This window comes from Streptomyces sp. NPDC046203 (assembly GCF_040646255.1).
Lineage (GTDB): Bacteria > Actinomycetota > Actinomycetes > Streptomycetales > Streptomycetaceae > Streptomyces.
In genome coordinates this window covers 106,955-126,482 of sequence record NZ_JBEYZX010000014.1, presented here as the reverse complement: position 1 = coordinate 126,482, position 19,528 = coordinate 106,955, and the positions used below count along the sequence as shown (strand labels likewise).

General features: G+C 71.2%; 16 protein-coding genes. 8 read left to right on the top strand and 8 right to left on the bottom strand.

Going from position 1 to position 19,528, the window contains the following annotated elements:
* The first annotated feature begins 134 nt into the window (after positions 1 to 134).
* The 5 genes from ABZ990_RS14375 to obgE all read left to right on the top strand — a co-directional run bounded on the left by ABZ990_RS14375 (position 135) and on the right by obgE (position 6,792).
* Positions 135 to 3,413: an Rne/Rng family ribonuclease gene (locus ABZ990_RS14375; RefSeq protein WP_361230505.1), complete on the top strand. Its 3,279-nt coding sequence runs from the start codon at positions 135 to 137 to the stop codon at positions 3,411 to 3,413.
* Between the two features lie 96 nt (positions 3,414 to 3,509).
* Positions 3,510 to 4,460, top strand: coding sequence for a UTP--glucose-1-phosphate uridylyltransferase GalU (galU, locus tag ABZ990_RS14370; RefSeq protein WP_361230502.1), 951 nt, complete (start codon positions 3,510 to 3,512; stop codon positions 4,458 to 4,460).
* Positions 4,461 to 4,651: 191 nt separating this feature from the next.
* Entirely contained in the window at positions 4,652 to 4,972 is a 321-nt protein-coding gene (gene rplU / locus ABZ990_RS14365) for a 50S ribosomal protein L21 (protein WP_361230500.1), read from the top strand.
* Positions 4,973 to 4,986: 14 nt separating this feature from the next.
* Entirely contained in the window at positions 4,987 to 5,241 is a 255-nt protein-coding gene (gene rpmA, locus ABZ990_RS14360) for a 50S ribosomal protein L27 (RefSeq protein ID WP_030494090.1), read from the top strand.
* Positions 5,242 to 5,352: 111 nt separating this feature from the next.
* A complete protein-coding gene (gene obgE / locus ABZ990_RS14355; RefSeq protein WP_361230498.1) occupies positions 5,353 to 6,792 on the top strand; it encodes a GTPase ObgE in 1,440 nt (479 codons plus the stop codon).
* An 82-nt stretch (positions 6,793 to 6,874) separates the two neighbouring features.
* Here the strand turns inward: obgE and ABZ990_RS14350 are convergent, their stop codons facing one another.
* From ABZ990_RS14350 to rfbB, 8 genes are all read right to left on the bottom strand, one after another.
* On the bottom strand, positions 6,875 to 8,422 hold the full coding sequence (locus ABZ990_RS14350; RefSeq protein WP_361230495.1) for a hypothetical protein: 1,548 nt from the start codon (positions 8,420 to 8,422) through the stop codon (positions 6,875 to 6,877).
* A 55-nt stretch (positions 8,423 to 8,477) separates the two neighbouring features.
* Positions 8,478 to 10,745, bottom strand: a complete 2,268-nt coding sequence (locus tag ABZ990_RS14345; protein WP_361230493.1) for a CDP-glycerol glycerophosphotransferase family protein — start codon at positions 10,743 to 10,745, stop codon at positions 8,478 to 8,480.
* A gap of 47 nt (positions 10,746 to 10,792) precedes the next feature.
* Entirely contained in the window at positions 10,793 to 11,818 is a 1,026-nt protein-coding gene (locus ABZ990_RS14340; protein WP_361230490.1) for a glycosyltransferase family 2 protein, read from the bottom strand.
* On the bottom strand, positions 11,815 to 12,546 hold the full coding sequence (locus ABZ990_RS14335) for a glycosyltransferase family 2 protein (RefSeq protein ID WP_361230487.1): 732 nt from the start codon (positions 12,544 to 12,546) through the stop codon (positions 11,815 to 11,817). The genes ABZ990_RS14340 and ABZ990_RS14335 overlap by 4 nt, the downstream gene beginning before the upstream one ends.
* Positions 12,543 to 12,926, bottom strand: a complete 384-nt coding sequence (locus ABZ990_RS14330; RefSeq protein WP_361230484.1) for a DUF2304 domain-containing protein — start codon at positions 12,924 to 12,926, stop codon at positions 12,543 to 12,545. The genes ABZ990_RS14335 and ABZ990_RS14330 overlap by 4 nt, the downstream gene beginning before the upstream one ends.
* A gap of 167 nt (positions 12,927 to 13,093) precedes the next feature.
* On the bottom strand, positions 13,094 to 14,353 hold the full coding sequence (locus ABZ990_RS14325; RefSeq protein ID WP_361230481.1) for a hypothetical protein: 1,260 nt from the start codon (positions 14,351 to 14,353) through the stop codon (positions 13,094 to 13,096).
* The gene (gene rfbD / locus ABZ990_RS14320) at positions 14,350 to 15,363 is read right to left on the bottom strand and encodes a dTDP-4-dehydrorhamnose reductase (protein WP_361230478.1); all 1,014 of its coding nucleotides are present in this window, start codon (positions 15,361 to 15,363) and stop codon (positions 14,350 to 14,352) included. The genes ABZ990_RS14325 and rfbD overlap by 4 nt, the downstream gene beginning before the upstream one ends.
* On the bottom strand, positions 15,360 to 16,346 hold the full coding sequence (rfbB, locus tag ABZ990_RS14315; RefSeq protein WP_361230476.1) for a dTDP-glucose 4,6-dehydratase: 987 nt from the start codon (positions 16,344 to 16,346) through the stop codon (positions 15,360 to 15,362). Before rfbB ends, rfbD begins: the two co-directional genes overlap by 4 nt.
* 356 nt (positions 16,347 to 16,702) lie before the next feature.
* Between rfbB and rfbA the strand changes: the two genes are divergently transcribed.
* The 3 genes from rfbA to galE all read left to right on the top strand — a co-directional run bounded on the left by rfbA (position 16,703) and on the right by galE (position 19,429).
* A complete protein-coding gene (rfbA, locus tag ABZ990_RS14310; protein ID WP_361230473.1) occupies positions 16,703 to 17,572 on the top strand; it encodes a glucose-1-phosphate thymidylyltransferase RfbA in 870 nt (289 codons plus the stop codon).
* A 115-nt stretch (positions 17,573 to 17,687) separates the two neighbouring features.
* A complete protein-coding gene (gene rfbC / locus ABZ990_RS14305; RefSeq protein WP_361230470.1) occupies positions 17,688 to 18,314 on the top strand; it encodes a dTDP-4-dehydrorhamnose 3,5-epimerase in 627 nt (208 codons plus the stop codon).
* A gap of 125 nt (positions 18,315 to 18,439) precedes the next feature.
* A complete protein-coding gene (galE, locus tag ABZ990_RS14300; protein WP_361230467.1) occupies positions 18,440 to 19,429 on the top strand; it encodes a UDP-glucose 4-epimerase GalE in 990 nt (329 codons plus the stop codon).
* The last annotated feature ends 99 nt before the right edge of the window (positions 19,430 to 19,528 follow it).

The following is a 19,528-nucleotide window of genomic DNA, read 5'->3' as shown; positions in this document are numbered from 1 at the left end:
GGTGCACCTCGTAGCGCTCGACGGCGTCGACGACCGCCTGGTGCTCGGCCTCGTGCACGAACTTCGGCGAGTGGACGCCGACGATGACGAGCGTGCCCGCCGGCGCCCCGGCCGCCGCGAGCGCCCCGGTCGCCGTGAGCCCGGACGTCGCCGCCGAGATCGCCGCCGACACCGGCGAGGAGCAGGTCGAGGACACCGTCGAGGAGACCGCCTCGCACGCCGCCGAGGCCGTCGCCGCCGAGCAGGCCGCCGCCCCCGCCCGGGGCCGTGGCCGCCGCCGGGTGACCTCGCCGCAGTTCACCGCCGAGGCCGACGAGAAGCCGCGCGCCCGTCGCGCCGAGCGTCCGGCCGTCGCCGTCTTCCAGGCCCCGGTCTTCACCGAGCCCATGTTCCAGACCCCGGAGACCGCGGCCGCCGCCGTGGCCCGCGAGGCCGCCGAGCACGAGATCTCGGAGCAGGTCGAGGAGGAGCAGCCGCAGGTCACCCGGGCCGCCGCCGTCGCCGCCGAGCCGGCGGAGAGCGCCGAGGCCCCCTCGCGCCGCCGCCGTCGCCGCCGGGGCGAGCCCGTCGCCGTCGAGCCCGTTTTGGCCACCGCCGCCGACGAGCCCGAGGTCGAGTCCACCCCCGAGGCGGAGGCCGAGGTCGAGGACACGGCCGACGAGACCGAGGGGTACGAGGAGCGTCCGTCGCGCCGCCGTCGCCGGGGCGGCCGTCGCCGTCGCCGGGGCGAGTCCGCCGACGCCGAGGAAGCGTACGAGTCCGAGGGCGCCGAGGACGGTGCCGAAGAGCCGCACGCCGAGGACACCGACGCGGACGACGCCCACGACACGCACGACGCCGAGGAAGCGGACGACACCGACGACGACCACGGCCCCGCGGGCAGCAGCAGCTCCCGTCGCCGCCGTCGCCGTCGCCGCCGCAGCGGCGAGGGCTCCGGCGAGGCCGAGGGCAGCGACGAGGACGGCGTCCGTACGGTCGTCAAGGTCCGCGAGCCGCGCCCGGCCCGGGAGAAGTCCGAGCCGTCCGACGAGGTCCAGTCCATCAAGGGCTCGACCCGTCTGGAGGCCAAGAAGCAGCGCCGCCGCGAGGGCCGCGAGCAGGGCCGCCGCCGCGTCCCGATCATCTCCGAGGCCGAGTTCCTGGCCCGCCGCGAGGCCGTCGAGCGCGTCATGGTCGTCCGCCAGAACGGCGAGCGCACCCAGATCGGCGTCCTGGAAGACAACGTGCTCGTCGAGCACTACGTCAACAAGGAACAGTCCACCTCGTACGTCGGCAACGTCTACCTGGGCAAGGTCCAGAACGTGCTGCCGTCCATGGAGGCCGCCTTCGTCGACATCGGCAAGGGCCGCAACGCCGTCCTGTACGCCGGCGAGGTCAACTTCGAGGCCCTCGGCCTGTCCGGCGGCCCGCGCCGTATCGAGACCGCGCTGAAGTCCGGCCAGTCCGTCCTGGTGCAGGTCACCAAGGACCCGATCGGCCACAAGGGCGCCCGCCTGACCAGCCAGGTCTCGCTGCCCGGCCGCTACCTGGTCTACGTGCCCGAGGGCTCGATGACCGGCATCAGCCGCAAGCTCCCGGACACCGAGCGCGCCCGGCTGAAGTCGATCCTCAAGAAGATCGTCCCCGAGGACGCGGGCGTCATCGTGCGCACCGCCGCCGAGGGCGCGAGCGAGGACGAGCTGCGCCGTGACGTCGAGCGCCTGCAGGCGCAGTGGGCCGACATCAAGAAGAAGGCCGAGCAGATCTCGACGTCCGCGCCGAGCCTGCTCTACGGCGAGCCGGACATGACCGTCCGGGTCGTCCGCGACATCTTCAACGAGGACTTCTCCAAGGTCATCGTCAGCGGCGACGACGCGTGGGAGACCATCCACGGCTACGTCTCGCACGTGGCGCCCGACCTGGCCGACCGCCTGTCCAAGTGGACGAGCGAGGTCGACGTCTTCGCCACGTACCGGATCGACGAGCAGCTGATGAAGGCGCTCGACCGGAAGGTCTGGCTGCCGTCCGGCGGCTCGCTGGTGATCGACAAGACCGAGGCGATGATCGTCGTCGACGTCAACACCGGCAAGTTCACCGGCCAGGGCGGCAACCTCGAGGAGACCGTCACCCGCAACAACCTGGAGGCGGCCGAGGAGATCGTCCGCCAGCTGCGGCTGCGCGACCTCGGCGGCATCGTCGTCATCGACTTCATCGACATGGTCCTGGAGTCCAACCGCGACCTGGTGCTGCGCCGTCTCCTGGAGTGCCTGGGCCGCGACCGGACCAAGCACCAGGTGGCCGAGGTCACCTCGCTCGGCCTGGTGCAGATGACCCGCAAGCGGGTCGGCCAGGGCCTCCTGGAGTCCTTCTCGGAGACCTGCGTCCACTGCAACGGCCGCGGTGTCATCGTCCACATGGAGCAGCCGGCGACGCACGGCGGCGGTGGCGGCAAGCGCTCGAAGAAGCGCGGCCGGGGCGGCGACGTCCACGAGCACGCCCACGAGACGCACGGCCACGAGGCCATGCCGGCCCCGGTGCCGTTCGAGACCGCTGCGGAGACCGAGGCCGAGGTGGCGGCGGAGCTCGCCGCGCCGCAGGCCGTGGAGTCGCCGATCGCCCCGGACGAGGAGCTGTACGGCAGCATCGCGGAGGCCGAGGCCGCCGCGACGCGCGGTGCCCGCGGCCGCCGCCGGGCGACCCGCCGGGTGTCGGCGCCGGTGTCCTCGCCGGCCGTGACGGAGACGGAGACCTACGAGGTCGTCGTCCCCGAGGCCAAGCCGGAGCCGAAGGCCGCGCCGAAGACGCGTACCCGGACGAAGGCGAAGGCCGCACCGGTCGCCGAGCCCGTGGCCGCCGAGCCCGAGGCCGCCCAGGCCGAGGCGGAGGCCCCGGCACCGGCCCCGGTCGAGGCTCCCGAGGCGCCCGCCCCGCGGACCCGCCGCCGTGCCACCCGCAAGACGTCGGCCCCGGCCGGCGCCGCCGCGGAGCGCACCGAGGCCCCCGCGGCCCCCGTCGCCGAGCCGGCCGCCCAGCCGGCCGTCGAGCCGGAGGCCGCGCCCGCCGCCGTCACCGAGGCCACGCCTGCCGCCGAGGCCCCCGAGGCCCCCGTGGCCGCCCCGCCGCGGGCGCGCCGCCGGGTGGTCCGCAAGGCCACGGCCGCCGCCGGTTCGCCGGCCGGTGCCGAGGAGGCCGCCGTGGTCGTGGTGGCGTCCGCCGCCCCGGCCGAGGAGGCCGCCCCGGTCAAGGCCGAGGCCGAGGCCGTCGCCGAGGAGCCCACCCCGGCGAAGAAGGCGGTCCGCAAGACCGCCAAGAAGGCCACCGCGAAGAAGGCCGCCACCAAGAAGACGGCGGCCAAGAAGACCGCGGCGAAGAAGACGGCGACCGCGAAGAAGGCCGCGACCACGAAGAAGACCGCAGCCCCCGCCCAGGACTGACACGGTCTCGTCCCCGTCGTGAACCGCGTGGACCGTCCTTGACCCAAGAGGACGGTCCACGCGGCTTGACCCGATCGGAACCAGGAACACACCCCGATGAACAACATTCCCGCCCCCCGCGTTCGCAAGGCCGTCATTCCCGCTGCCGGTCTCGGAACGCGCTTCCTTCCCGCCACCAAGGCGACGCCGAAGGAGATGCTGCCGGTCGTCGACAAGCCGGCCATCCAGTACGTCGTGGAGGAGGCGGTCTCGGCGGGCCTCTCCGACGTCCTCATGGTCACCGGCCGTAACAAGCGCCCGCTCGAGGACCACTTCGACCGCAACTACGAGCTGGAGGAGGCGCTGACCCGCAAGGGTGACGCCGACCGGCTCGCCCGGGTCCAGGAGTCCAGCGAGCTGGCCACCATGCACTACGTCCGCCAGGGCGACCCGCGCGGTCTCGGCCACGCCGTGCTGTGCGCCGCGCCGCACGTCGGCGACGAGCCGTTCGCGGTCCTCCTCGGCGACGACCTCATCGACCCGCGCGACCCGCTGCTCGCCCGCATGCTGGAGGTCCTCGGGGACGGCCGCGGCAGCGTCGTCGCCCTGATGGAGGTCGAGCCGTCGCAGATCCACATGTACGGCTGCGCCGCCGTCGAGCCGACCGACGAGGCCGACGTCGTCCGTATCACCGGCCTCGTCGAGAAGCCGGCCACGGAGGAGGCGCCCAGCAACCTCGCCATCATCGGCCGCTACGTCCTCGACCCGGCCGTCTTCGGCGTCCTGCGCGAGACCGAGCCGGGCCGCGGCGGCGAGATCCAGCTCACCGACGCGCTCCAGGCGATGGCGCTCGACGAGGAGCTGGGCGGTCCGGTGTTCGGCGTGGTCTTCAAGGGCCGCCGTTACGACACCGGCGACCGGGGCGACTACCTGCGCGCCATCGTGCGCCTGGCCTGCGAGCGCGAGGACCTCGGCCCGGACTTCCGCGCCTGGCTGAAGGGCTTCGTCGCCGAGGCGGAGGCGGAGGCCGAGACGGCGTCCGCGGCCGCCGGCACGGCCGGGATTTGACCCCTTACGGGACGCGCCCGTAATCTGGACCCTCGGTGTGTCGATTGATACGCCGCACCCTCTGAGCACCTCCCTCCCGGCTCGCCGGGAGAGGCCGCTCGTCCGATCCGGAACTCGCCGTGGTCCTTGTGGCCCGTGCGTGGGCGGCTGGCGTCAGAGGCCCCCTTTTTTCGAGTGAGAGAGAGATCCGCGTGTACGCCATCGTGCGCAGCGGTGGTCGCCAGCACAAGGTTGCTGTCGGCGACATCGTTGAGGTTGACAAGATTTCCACCGCCAAGATCGGCGACACGGTCGAGCTCTCGACCCTGCTCGTGGTCGACGGCGACGCCGTGACCAGCGACCCGTGGGTCCTGGCCGGCATCAAGGTCCAGGCCGAGGTCGTGGACCACACCAAGGGCGCCAAGATCGACATCCTGCGCTACAAGAACAAGACCGGCTACCGCCGTCGCCAGGGTCACCGTCAGCAGTACACGGCGATCAAGGTCACGTCCATCCCGTCGGCCGCGAAGTAAAGAGGGACTGAGCAATGGCACACAAGAAGGGCGCATCGTCCACCCGGAACGGTCGCGATTCCAATGCCCAGCGGCTCGGCGTGAAGCGCTTCGGCGGTCAGGTCGTCAACGCGGGTGAGATCCTGGTCCGCCAGCGTGGCACCCACTTCCACCCGGGCTCGGGTGTCGGTCGCGGTGGCGACGACACGCTGTTCGCCCTGCAGGCCGGTTCGGTGCAGTTCGGCACCTTCCGTGGCCGCAAGGTCGTGAACATCGTCCCGGTCGCCTGATCGGACGTTTTCGCTGAGGCGGGCCTCACTTCCCTCTGGGGAAGCGGGTCCGCCTTTGGCGTGTTTACTAGATAAACAGTCCCACCCTTAGCTTTTCTGGAGGCACAGAACATGACCACCTTCGTGGACCGCGTCGAGCTGCACGTCGCCGCGGGTAACGGAGGCCACGGCTGCGCCTCCGTATTCCGAGAGAAGTTCAAGCCCCTCGGCGGCCCCGACGGCGGCAACGGCGGCCGTGGCGGCGATGTGATCCTGGTCGTCGACCAGTCGATCACCACGCTCCTCGACTACCACCACTCGCCGCACCGCAAGGCCACCAACGGCAAGCCCGGCGCGGGCGACCACCGGGCCGGCAAGGACGGCCAGGACCTGGTCCTGACCGTGCCCGACGGCACCGTCGTGCTCGACAAGCGGGGCAACGTCCTCGCCGACCTGATCGGCCAGGGCACCACGTACGTCGCCGCCCAGGGCGGCCGCGGCGGCCTCGGCAACGCCGCGCTGTCCTCCGCCCGCCGCAAGGCCCCCGGCTTCGCGCTGCTCGGCGAGCCCGGCGACTTCGACGACATCGTCCTCGAACTGAAGACGGTCGCCGACGTGGCGCTCGTCGGCTTCCCGAGCGCCGGCAAGTCCTCGCTGATCTCCGTCCTCTCGGCCGCCAAGCCGAAGATCGCGGACTACCCCTTCACGACCCTCGTCCCGAACCTCGGCGTGGTCACCGCCGGCTCGACGGTCTACACCATCGCCGACGTCCCCGGCCTCATCCCCGGCGCCAGCCAGGGCCGCGGCCTCGGTCTGGAGTTCCTGCGCCACGTCGAGCGCTGCTCGGTGCTCGTGCACATCCTCGACACGGCGACGCTGGAGTCCGACCGCGACCCGGTCAGCGACCTCGACGCCATCGAGGAGGAGCTGAAGCAGTACGGCGGCCTCGAGGACCGTCCGCGTGTCGTCGTCCTCAACAAGGTCGACATCCCCGACGGCCAGGACCTCGCGGACCTGATCCGCCCCGACCTCCTGGAGCGCGGCTACCGCGTCTTCGAGGTCTCCGCGGTCTCCCGTACGGGCCTGAAGGAGCTCTCCTTCGCCCTCGCCGACATCATCGCGAAGGCCCGCGCCCGCAAGCCGAAGGAGGAGGCGACCCGTATCGTCATCCGCCCGAAGGCGGTCGACGACGCCGGCTTCACCGTCACCTACGACGAGCACGAGGACGTCTACCGGGTGCGCGGCGAGAAGCCCGAGCGCTGGGTCCGCCAGACCGACTTCAACAACGACGAGGCCGTCGGCTACCTCGCCGACCGGCTCAACCGCCTCGGCGTCGAGGAGGCGCTGATGAAGGCCGGCGCCCGCGCCGGCGACGGCGTGGCGATCGGTGCCGAGGACAACGCGGTCGTCTTCGACTGGGAGCCCTCGATGATGGCCGGCGCCGAGATGCTCGGCCGCCGTGGCGAGGACCACCGTCTGGAGGCCCCGCGCCCGGCCGCCCAGCGGCGTCGCGACCGCGACGCGCAGCGGGACGACGCGCAGCGCGAGTTCGACGACTTCCAGACGTTCTAGTCGGACGTACGGGAAAGCCCCGTTCCCCTCGGCCGAGGGGAACGGGGCTTTCCCGTGTTCGCGCGTATCCGTATCCGTACCGTCAGGACACCGTCGCCGGCTTCCTCGTCCGCGTCCGGCTCCTGCTCCGATTCCGGGTCGGTTTCGACGTCCTCGACGACTGCTGGCGGCCGAAGCGCGGCTTCGCCCGCATCAGCGGGAGGATCAGGATGCCGATGAAGATCGGGGCGATCATGTAGCGCCACAGCGGGGCCGGGTTCGCGGGCAGGATCGAGAGCTGGAGGCCCAGGGTGAGCGCCAGCAGCGCCGAGGTGCCCTTCAGCTTGGTGCGGCGGCGGAGCATCAGCACGATCGCGTACGCCGCGTAGCACCAGATCGCCCCGCGGAACAGCAGCCATTGGAGCTGCGGCACCTTGAACGCGGTCCACAGCGAGTCCGCGACCGAGTGCAGCGGCTCCCACAGCGGGCGGATCTTCAGCTTCTGGCGGTACGGGCTGTGCTGGATGCTCTTGTTCCAGGTGAGGTACGAGAACAGTGTCGGCGAGGTCTTGGGGTCGCTCGTCAGGGTGTTCGCGCGCAGTTCCTTGGGGCCGGGCCAGATCGCCCAGGCGATGTGCGCCCGGCACAGCCGCGCACCGATGATCAGATCGGGGGCCTTGGTCAGGACCCGCCGCCACACGGCCATCAGCTCGTCGTTGCGTTCGGCCGCGAGCGGCCGGTTCATCGGCGGCGACTCCATCGCCCAGTCGGCGTTGTAGCAGTTGGCCGCGCGGCCCTTCCAGTGGGACAGGGGCGCGATCGAGGCCAGCAGGGCCTTGTTCTGCGGGGTGAAGAGGCTGGGCCGCTGGCCGTAGGCGACGGCGATGTCCGCGTAGAAGAAGGCGTACACCGCGTCCTTGGGCGGGGTCTTCACCCCGACCGCCGGATAGACCACGGTGCTCAGCAGCACCATGATCGAGACCGGGATGGCAGTCGCCGCGAGCACCCAGCGCCGCATCGAGGGCAGCGCGATCAGCAGGATCGGGGCGGCGATGGCGGCGACCAGCAGGCCGTTGTTCCGGAACACCGAGAGCATCAGGAAGCCCAGGAAGAGCAGCCCGACGGTGCGGTAGAAGTACCGGTCGCGTACGGCCTGACGGCCGCGGGCCCGCCGCGCACCGAGCCGGCCCGCCGCGCCGAAGGCGAGGACCGCGCCGATGACGTACGGCACGTCCTTCCACACGAAGACGACGAAGACGGCCGTCGGTGGCAGCAGGGCCGGCACCGAGGCGGCGACGGCGGCCCACCGCTGCCGTACACCCCACTCCCGGAGGGTGACGGAACAGTAGGAGAGCACCGCCGACATCGCGACGGTCTGGGCCAGCGTCAGCAGCCAGAGGTCACCGGTGGTGTTGAGCGACAGCCACACCAGGGAGTCGTAGACCACCGAGTGGTTGGACTCCCAGTGGTCCGTCGTGACATGCCAGATGTAGGTGACCGAGTCGTAGCTCAGGGCTCCCGGAAAGTACGCGGCCCACCACAGCAGGAAGAGAAACTGCGTGGCGGCGTAGACCGCCAGGGGCAGTCTCCGCTTCTTGGGGATTCGTTCCCAGTACGTGTTGATCGTGCTGTTGCGCGGGAGTTTCAACACGGCTCCGCTGGACAGTGTGGAGGTGGACGGTCGGAACAGTCCACCACACTATCGATCAGACGGTCTCACGATCGCGAGGCGTGGCCGCTTCGGCCGTCTGCCGGACGGCCGGGCGCGGGGGCACCGGACGCTCGCCGATCGGCAGCACCGGCGGGACCTCGTCCTGGCCGAGGAAGACCTTGCGGACCACCCGCTCGGCCGCCCGGCCGTCGTCGAACTCGCAGAACCGCTTGCGGAACACGGCGCGGGCCGCGTCCGACTCGGCACTGTTCCAGCGACCGGACGTGAAGACCTCGGTGACCTCTTCCTCGGTGCGCACGGTCAGACCGGGGGAGTCGACCGTGATGTCGAAGTAGGTGCCACGCGTGGTGCGGTACACCTCCCAGTCGTTCGCGAAGACCACGATCGGCCGGTCGAGGTTCGCGTAGTCGAACATCACCGACGAGTAGTCCACGAGCAGACAGTCCGAGGCGAGGTAGAGCTCCTCGACCGACGGGTGGGTGCTCACGTCGACGAGCCGGGCGCTGCCGCTCGAACCGAAGGCCAGCAGGCTCTTCTTGTAGAAGTAGTGCGCGCGGACCAGCAGGGTGTAGTCGGAACCGATCGCCTCGGCGAACTTCTCCAGGTCCAGCATCGCCTTGGGCGAGTCGTGGTAGTCGCGGTGGGTCGGCGTGTAGAGGATCACCTTGGTGCCCTCGGCGATGCCGAGCTTCTCGCGGGCCGCGGCCACGTCCGCCGCCGTCGCGTTCACGAGCTGGTCGTTGCGCGGGTAGCCGTACTCCAGCGGCTCGTAGAACGACGGGTAGGCCCGGTCCCAGGCGGCGGTGGAGAAGCTGTTGGAGGTGAGGCTGTAGTCCCAGCGGTCCACGCGCTCCATGAGCTTGTTCAGGTTCATGCCGCTGCGGCCGACCGGGTACTCCGCCAGGTCGACACCCATGCGCTTGAGCGGGGTGCCGTGGTGGGTCTGGAGGTGGACCTGGCCCTCGCGCTTGACCACGGACGGCGGGAAGTTCACGTTGTTGACGAAGTACTTGCCGCGCGCCATGGCCTTCCAGAAGCCGAGGGAGCCCGGGTGCACGACCGACACGCCCTTCGGCGGCCGGCTGGTGGCGCTGTCCTTGAGGACCCACACCGCCTTTATGCCAGGGGCGAGTTCCTTCATCTTCTCGTGGATCGCCGCGGGGTTGCAGGAGTACGAGGCGTTCCAGTAGGCGGCGAAGACGGCGACGTCGTTCTTGACCGGCAGCATCCGCTGGGTCTTGTAGTACGTCTCCAGGAGGCGCTTGCGCAGCTTGCGCTTGAGCTTCGTCGGCTTGGCCTTGCGCTTGACCCACTGGGCCGTCTTGCGGGCCTTCTGCTGGTGCTTGGCCGGGACCAGCTGACGCTTGGTCCGGGCGGGAGCGCCCTGGCCCGCCGGGCGGTAGCGGCGCTCCTCCTCGTTCCAGCGGGTCTGGAACTCGGCGCGCGCGTCGTTGGGCAGACGGCCCGGGGAGTCGGCGATCACCCGGAAGTGGTTGATCATCCGCTCGTAGATGACGCCCTGGTATTCCGCGAACTTCGGGTTCTCGGCGAGGAACTTGAAGACCAGGTCGTACTGGTCGAACACGTCGAAGTGCTTGCGGCTGGTGCTGTGCAGGATGCTGCCCTGGCGCCGCTGGCGGTAGTAGACGCACACGCGGTCGAGGACGGCGATGGTCTCCGCCGCGATCATGACCGGGTAGGTCCAGGGGGTGTCCTCGTAGTAACCGGAGGGGTACTGGAAGCCCCACTGGTCGAGGAAGTCCCGGCGGTACGCCTTGTTCCACGCGACCTGGAGCAGGCCGAGCAGCTCGGGCTGCCCGCTCAGCGGGAAGACGCCCTTCTGGGCGGCCTCGGCCAGCACGTCGGCGCGGGCGTTCGGGGTGACACGGCCGTTCCAGTGGGTACGGGCGTAGTCGAAGATGACGAGGTCCGGATTGTCCGTCTCCTCGATCCGGCGGGCGATGGCCTGGAGCGAGCCGGGCAGCACCGTGTCGTCGCTGTCGAGGAAGAGGACGTACGTGCCCTTGGCGCGGGCCATGCCCGCGTTGCGCGCCCGGCCGAGCCCGACGTTCTGCTCCAGGTGCATCGCCACGACGCGCGAGTCGGCCTCGGCGTACTCGTCGATGATCTCGCCGCATCCGTCCGGCGAGCAGTCGTTGACGACGAGGAGCTCGTAGTCCGTGAACGACTGCTCCAGCACGGAGTCCAGGCAGTCCCGGAGGAACGCCTGAACCTTGTACGTGGGAACGATGATGCTGAAGAAGGGCGTTTCGGAAGCAGAGTGGGAATGCGTCTGTGTCATCTCAATACCGTGGAATCTGACGAGGGAGACTGGAGTGTGCCCGCGGGTCAGGGCTGACCGGTGGACAGGGCATAACCAAGGAACGTGCGTAGGGCCCCGGACCGTCCGTGCCGGAGGGCTCCGGGGACCAGGCTCAGGGCGTGCAGCCGCATGGACAGATGTCGGCGTGCGGCGCGGGCGGCCTTCGGCCAGCCGTGCCGGTCGAGATCGTCCGCGACCTCGTGGAAGAACCGGACGGCTTCGCCGAAGCGGGCACCGTTGGCGGCCTCCGAGGAGGACAGGCTTTTCGAATGGCGCCGGTAGCGGAAGGCGGTGGCCGGCTCGACGACGAGCCGTTCACCCCGCTTGACCAGCTCGATGATCAGCGCCAGGTCCTGGATGACCGACAGGTCCTCCCGGAAGCCGACTTCCTTGACGGCGTCGGCGCGCCAGACGAGCGAGGGAAAGTACAGCCAGTTGCCGCCGAGCAGGTTCGCGGCGAGCCGCTCGCCGCCGAGCTCCAGCCGGCGGCCGGTGCTCTTCGGGGCGTAGAAGCGTTTCTTGACCTCGTCGCCCAGGGTCGTCGAGGGCCTGCCGTACTCGTCGATGACCTGGACGCCCGGCTGATAGAGGGCCGCGCCGGGCCGGGCCGCGACGGCGGAGCGCATCGTCGCGACGTAGGTGGGCAGCAGCAGATCGTCGCTGCCGAGCATGCTGAAGTACGGCGACTCGACCAGGTCGACGCACTTGCCGAAGTTCTTGGTGATGCCGAGGTTCCGCTCGTTGCGCAGATACCGGACGCGGCTGTCGCCGAGGGAGGCGAACCACTCGGGTACGCCCGGCTCCTCGCCGTCGTCGACGACGGTCAGCCGCCAGTCCCCGTCGGTCTGGTCGAGCACGCTGCGCACCGCGGCCTGCATCAGCGGGGTGTCGCCGTAGTGCGGCAGCATGATGTCGAGCGTGCCGAGGCTGTCGGCGCGGCCGGTGCCGGCGGTGTTCTCGGTGGTGGCGGCACCGGCGGTGTTGGCGGCACTGGCGGTGTTGGCGGCACTGGCGGTGCTGTCGGCGTGATCGGGGTTCCGCACCTGCTTCACGTGCCCTTCCGCTTCGGGCCGAGCGAGGAGCGGCTGAGCGAGAGCAGCAGGATCATGCCGATCCGGCCCAGGTACAGACCGGCCTTGAGCGGCGACTGGCTGGGCGTTCCGGCGGCGCGCGGTCTTATGGCGACGGGCACCTGCTCGACGCGGTAGCCGGCCCGGACCACGGCGATGGTGGACTCCACCGTGTCGCCCAGGTACTCGACGGGGTACCAGCGCGCGAACACGTCGATGAGGTCGCGGCCGGAGGCGCGGAAGCCCGAAGTGACGTCGGTCAGCCGGGTCTTGGACATCCGGGACAGCCAGAAGGCGAGCACGAGCATCGCCCACCGGCGCGGCCCGCGGGCGTCGTACGCGCCCGTGCCCGCGAAGCGCGCGCCCACCACCAGGTCGGCGCCCGCGTCGAGGCGCTCGATCAGCTCGGGCACGTCGCGCGGGTCGTGCTGGCCGTCCGCGTCGACCTGGACGGTGACGTCGTAGGACCGGTCGCTCGCGTAGCGGTAGCCGGCCCGCATGGCGCCGCCGACGCCGAGGTTGTACGGGAGTCGCATCACGGTCGCGCCGGCGCGGCGCGCCACGGCGGCCGTGTCGTCGCCCGAGCCGTCGTCGACGACGAGGATGTCGGCACCGGGGAGGGTGGTGTGGACCTCCTTGATGACGTCGGCGACGCCATCGGCCTCGTTCCACGCGGGCATGATGATCAGGACGCGCTTGCCGTCGATCACGTGCGGCTCCCCGGCGCGGCTCCGGCGGTCCTGCCCGGGTTCTCCGGCGCGCGTTCGTGCAGCTCGCGCACGTCGATGCGGAGCAGTGCCACTTCCTCCGAAAGAGTGCGGCTCTCCTCCTCCAGTCGGCCCACTTCCCAGCTCAGCTGAAGGCAGATCACGAAGAGGAACGCGACACCGAGGAAAAGAATCAGACTGACGCCCGAGGCGACACCCACGGCGTCCGCCACCGAGTCGAGAGCGCTCGGAAAGAAGCCGAGCGGGATGATCACCAGACCGGTGAACACCCAGAGAAAGGCGTACTTCTCCTTGAGCTTGCGACGGCGCAGCAGCTCGACGATGCAAGCGACGAGGAAGACTCCGGTGACCGAAGTCAGCATCCACAACTTCACGCGGGCTCCGGACTATCGGACGACTCATGGAAACGGCCTGTCTAGTTCCAAAAAAGTAGTGGCGATCGGCGCCGTGAGGCTGAAGTTTACTGTCCGTCGCTGGAGAACGCGGAGAGTGATGGAATGATGATCATTCCTATGGGTGAAACCGAGCGCTAGCGTACACGAGAGCGAACAATGAGCATCATTGTGGTGACCACCACAAGTGCGCCCAAGGTGTAGGCGATTTCCACCCTGCTGCGCAGTTCCAGCGGGCTCAGTGTGACGGCCAGGAGCACCACCGTTCCGGCGATCCACGCCAGCAGTTGCTGACGTGCCGCGCCGCTGGTCAGAAGCGCCTGGCCGAGCACCATCGCCAGCAGGAACAGCGTCGTGCCGAGCGCCAGCCACCCGAAGTCCACCGGCCCGAGAACATCCGGCGCGCCGAAGAGTACCGGCAGCAGCAGCGGCCCCAGCACGGCCGCCGCCACGCCGAACGACAGCCCCATACCGGCCGTCATCGAGCAGGCCCGCAGCAGTAGCCGTCGGTAACCGGGCGTGTCGTTCTCGGCCCGCGCCGTCGACAGACCGGCGAGCAGGGACGCCTGAAAGGCACCGAACACGAACACGGGTACGCGGGCCACGACGAGCGCCGAGAGCAGCGCCGCCACCAGCGCGCTGTCGTCCGACGCGATCAGCTTCGTACTGATGACCGCCACATTGACGAGCACCTGCGCGAGCAGCGTCGAACCGACCAGCATCCCCAGCTGCCCGATCAGCTCCCCCCAGTCCGCCTGCTGCCCCGGCCGCGCCCCGCGCCGCACCGGCACGAGCGTCGCCAGGACCGACACCAGCGGCGCCACCGTCATGACGGCGGCGAACGCGAACACCGACGTGACCCCGGCCAGCGCCAGGCCCACCGACAAGGCGATCCGCAGCAGCCCGTCCAGGCCCAGCTGGAACCCGTACGCCTCGAAGCGGCCGAGCCCGGCCAGCATCCCGCGGGTCAGATGGGCACAGGCGAGCGCCGCGAAGGCGCCGCCGAGCGCGACGAGCAGCGAGCGGTCGGAGTGGAAGAAGAGGTCGGCGATCGGCCCCGCGAACAGCACCAGCGGCAGCAGGACCGCCGCGAGCAGCCCGCCGGCCAGCGCCGCGCCGCGCCGCAGCACGGGCAGGGCGCCGTCGCCGGCCACCACGCGCGCGGCCACCACCCGGGTGACCTCCTGTTCGACGGGGAAGAACAGGCCGAGCCCGAGCGAGGCGACGATCGTCCACAGGACGGAGAAGCTCGCCATGTCGTCGACGGACAGCGTGTGGCCCGCCGCCGCGAGATGCACGTAGTTGGCCCCGCCGAGCAGCGCCGTGCCGACCCCGACGAAGGCGGTGCCGCGCGGCAGGACCGTGGTGATGCGGGTGATGCGGTCGAGCAGGGTCACGCGCCGGACCGTCCGCCGGAGGGAGAGCGGGGGGAGTCCGGGGTGTCCGGGGCGCCGGTCTTGGACGTGGTGCCCGAGGTGCCGGGGGCGCTGGAGGTACGGGTTCCGGGCGCCGGCGTACCGGTAGTCGTCGTACCGGCCGCCGGGGCCGTCATGACCGCCAGCGCCTCGGTCAGCTGCTCGCGCCAGTGCGGCTGCGCCGCCACGCCCGCCTCGGCCCAGCGCTCGTGCGCGAGCACGCTGTACGCGGGCCGGCGCGCGGGCCGGACGAACGCCTCCGACGTGGTCGGCCGCACCCGCTCCGGATCCAGGCCGGTCAGCTCGAAGGCCGCCCGCGCCAGGTCGAACCAGGTCGCCGTGGCCGACGCCGTGCCGTGGTAGATCCCCGCCGGGGCCCGCCCGGCCACCGCCGCCTCGCCCAGCTCGCGCAGCTGCCGGGCCAGCGCCCGGGTCCAGGTCGGCTGCCCGCGCTGGTCGTCGACCACGTCGACGGTCGGGTGCCGCTCGGCCAGGCCCAGCATGGTCGTCACGAAGTTGCGGCCGTGGGCGCCGTACAGCCACGCCGTGCGCACCACGTACCCGCGCTCCGGCAGCAGCTCCAGGACCGCCCGCTCACCGGCCAGCTTGCCCCGGCCGTAGGCGTTGACGGGGGAGGTGGGGGCGTCGTGCCGGTACGGCTCGGTGGCGTCGCCCGGGAAGACGTAGTCGGTGGAGACCTGGAGCAGTACCGCCCCGGCCTCGGCGCAGGCCGCCGCGAGGGCGCGCGGGCCGTCGCCGTTGACCCGGGTGGCCGCGGCCTCCGCCGTCTCGGCACCGTCCACGTCGGTCCAGGCGGCGGCGTTGACCACCACGTCCCGGCCCGCGACGGCCGCGCGCACGGCGGCGGCGTCGGTGACGTCCAGCTCGCGGCGGCCCGCCGCGACGACGTCGGCCCCGGCCGCGTCCAGCACCGAGGCGAGGTCGCGGCCCAGCATCCCGGCGGCGCCGGTGACCAGCCAGCGGGCGCTCACGACAGTGCCGCCTTCGCCTTGAGCGGCTCCCACCAGGTCCGGTTGTCGCGGTACCACTGGACGGTGTCGGCGAGGCCCGTCTCGAAGGAGACCCGCGGCGTGTAGCCCAGCTCCTCGCGGATCTTGTCGATGGACAGGGAGTAGCGCAGGTCGTGGCCCTTGCGGTCGGCGACGTGCTCGACCATGTCCCAGCCCGCGCCGCAGGCGTCGAGCAGCAGCCCGGTCAGCTCCTTGTTGGTCACCTCGGTGCCGCCGCCGATGTGGTAGATCTCGCCGGCCCGGCCGCCGCGCAGCACCAGTTCGATGCCCCGGCAGTGGTCCGAGACGTGCAGCCAGTCGCGGACGTTCAGCCCCTCGCCGTACAGCGGCACCTTCCTGCCGTCCAGCAGGTTCGTGGTGAACAGCGGGATCATCTTCTCGGGGAAGTGGTACTGCCCGTAGTTGTTGGAGCAGCGGGTCACGACGACGTCCATGCCGTGCGTGCGGTGGTACGACAGGGCCAGCAGGTCCGAGCCGGCCTTGGAGGCGGAGTACGGGGAGTTCGGCGCGAGCGGCCAGTCCTCGGTCCAGGAGCCCTCGGCGATCGAGCCGTACACCTCGTCCGTGGACACGTGTACGAAACGGCCGACGCCGTGCCGGTGCGCCGCGTCGAGCAGCGTCTGGGTGCCGAGGACGTTCGTCGTCACGAAGGGCGAGGAGTCCAGGATCGAGCGGTCCACGTGCGACTCGGCGGCGAAGTGCACCACGGCGTCGTGGCCGCGCGTCACCTCGTCGACCGTGCCCGGATCGCGGATGTCGCCCCGGACGAAGGTGTAGCCGGGCAGGTCGGCGACCGGGGCGAGGTTCGCCTCGTTGCCGGAGTAGGTGAGGTTGTCCAGGACGGTGACATGGGCGTCCCGGCCCGAGGGCAGCTCCTCGGCGAGCAGCGCCCGTACGAACTGTGATCCGATGAACCCGGCGCCGCCGGTGACCAGAATCCTCATAAGGACAACATCCTAGGGCCTGTCTTTTGGATCAGGCCGGATCAGTGAGCGGGGTCCGGTGCGTGTGATCGCAAGGCGGAGGAGGGAGACAACGCGGAGCGTTGGCGACCGACGACAACGCGGCGAGCGTGCGTGCCGGGGCCTGCGAGCCCGGCAAGATCCGAAAGACAGACCCTGGGTGCCCCAGGGGCGGGGCAGAGCTCCAGGCGCGTGCGACACCGGGGCCGGGGCGGCGGGTCCGGGCGGCCGGTCGCGACCGGCGGCGGGAACCGCTCGGAAAACGGCCTGGAAACGCCGTGGATCCGGCCCGCGCGGGACTCGGCCCGCGCCGAGGCGCTGCCGTACGCTGCTGAGCCATGCGTGGAATTTTGCTCGCCGGCGGGACCGGTTCACGACTGTGGCCGATCACCCGCGCGGTCTCCAAGCAGCTCATGCCGGTCTTCGACAAACCGATGATCTACTACCCCCTGACCACCCTCGTGATGGCGGGTCTGCGCGAGATCCTCGTCATCACCGGTCCCGAGGAGCGCCCCCAGTTCGAGCGGCTCCTCGGCGACGGTTCCGCCTTCGGGCTCGACATCCGGTTCGCCGTCCAGGACCACCCCAACGGCATCGCCGAGGCGTTCGTCATCGGCGAGGAGTTCATCGGCGACGAACCCGTCGCCCTGATCCTCGGCGACAACATCTTCCACGGGGTCGGCCTCGGCCGGCAGCTCGCCCGCTTCCGGCGCCCCGAGGGCGGTGTGGTGTTCGCCCACGCCGTCTCCGACCCCAGCGCCTACGGGGTCGTCGACTTCGACGAGCACGGCCGTGCCCGTTCCATCGAGGAGAAGCCGGAGCGGCCGAAGTCCCGCTACGCGGTGCCCGGCCTCTACTTCTACGACAGCCGGGTCACCGGCATCGCCCGAGGGCTCAAGCCCAGCGACCGCGGCGAGCTGGAGATCACCGACATCAACCGGCACTACCTGGAGCGCGGTGAACTCCATGTCTCGGTCCTCGACCGGGGCACGGTCTGGCTGGACACCGGCACCTTCCACTCCCTCGTCCAGGCGTCCGAGTACGTGCGGGTGGTCGAGGAGCGGCAGGGCATGAAGATCGGCTGCCTGGAGGAGGCCGTCTGGCGCGCCGGGTTCATCGACGACGCGCGGCTGCGCGAGCTCGCCGGGCCGCTGACCAAGAGTGGATACGGCGACTATCTGCTCGATCTGCTCGCGTACGAGACCTGAGCACGAATCCCGAGCACGAATCCCGAGCACGAATCCCGAGCACGAGTCCTGAGGACGCCCGCTGCGGAGTCGGGGAAACAACGTCAAGGAAGAGAAAGAGGGAGCGGCACTATCCATGAAGGTCGACCCGCTCGGCATCGAAGGCGCCTGGGAGCTTGTCCCCCGGCAGCACGGGGACGCCCGGGGCCTGTTCCTGGAGTGGTACAAGGCGGAGGCGCTGGCCGACGCCGCCGGCCACCCGCTGGACCTGAAGCAGGCCAACATGTCCGTCTCCGCCGCCGGCGTCGTCCGGGGCATCCACTTCGCGGACGTCCCGCCCGGCCAGGCGAAGTACGTGACCTGTGTGCGCGGCGCCGTGCTCGACGTCATCGTCGACGTACGGCTCGGCTCGCCGACCTTCGGCCGCTGGGAGGCCGTCCGCCTCGACGACAAGGAGCGCAGGGCCGTCTACCTCTCCGAGGGACTCGGCCACGGCTTCTGCGCGCTCACGGACGACGCGACCGTCGTCTACCTCTGCTCGGAGGGGTACGCCCCGCAGCGCGAGCGCGGCATCCATCCGCTCGACCCCGAGATCGGCGTGGAGTGGCCGGCCGGCGGTGCCCCGGAGCTGTCCGCCAAGGACACACAGGCGCCGACGCTCGCCGAGGCCCGTGAGACCGGGATCCTGCCGGTGTACGAGGAGTGCCGGGCCTTCCGCGCCTCCCTCGCGCGCGGCGGGAGCGGCGGGAGCGGCGGGAACTGACGGCGGCGGGGCGGCGGCGGGGCGGCGCCCGGCCCGCCGCCCGGACAGGAGGAGGACAGGAGCAGGACCAGGGCCGGGGGCCCGGGCCGCCGCCCCCGCTCACCCGTACGCGTTAGGCTGCCCGAATGACGTGGCTCATCACCGGCGGCGCCGGTTACATCGGCTCCCATGTCGTCAAGTCCATGACCGAGGCCGGCGAACGGGTGGTCGTCCTGGACGACCTCTCCACCGGCGACCCGGCCCGGATCCCGGCGGGCGTACCGCTGGAGCGGGGCACCGTCCTCGACCGGCCCTTCCTCGACAAGGTGCTGCGCGCCCACGGCGTCCGGGGCATCGTCCACCTCGCGGCGAAGAAGGCCGTCGGCGAATCCGTCGAACGCCCCCTCCTCTACTACCGCGAGAACGTCACCGGCCTCCAGATCCTCCTGGAGGCCGCCGCCGACGCCGGGGTGGCCGCGTTCCTCTTCTCCTCCTCCGCCTCCGTGTACGGGATGCCCGACACCGAACTGGTCACCGAGGACACCCCCTGCGCCCCGCTCAGCCCGTACGGCGAGACGAAGACCGCCGGCGAGTGGATGGTCCGCTCGGCCGGCCGGGCCCACGGCCTGGCCACCGCCTGTCTGCGCTACTTCAACGTGGCCGGCACCGCCGCCCCCGAGCTGGCCGACACCGGCGTCTCCAACCTCGTGCCCATGGTCTTCCAGCGGCTCGACGCCGGGGAGCCGCCGCTGATCTTCGGTGACGACTACCCGACCCCGGACGGCACCTGCGTCCGCGACTACATCCACGTCGCCGACCTCGCCGACGCCCATCTCGCCACCGCCCGCCGGCTCGCCGAGGACGCCGCGGCGGGCACCCCGCGCGACCTCACCCTCAACATCGGCCGGGGCGAGGGCGTCTCCGTACGCGAGATGATCGACCTGATCCGCGAGGTCACCGGCCGCTCCGCCGAGCCCGCCGTCGTCGCGCGCCGCCCCGGGGATCCGGCCCGGGTGGTCGCCTCCGCCGGGCGGATCTCCGCCGAACTCGGCTGGACCGCCCGCCACGACGTCCGCGCCATGATCGCCTCGGCCTGGGACGCCCACACCGGGCGGTCCGTCCAGCCTGCGGAATAGCCCGGCGGCGGCCGTCGGCTCTCGCGTAGATTGCGTGCCGAGCGAGAGCACGGCACGCCGATCGGCGCGCCGCGCGCGACGGCGAGCACGACGGCGAGG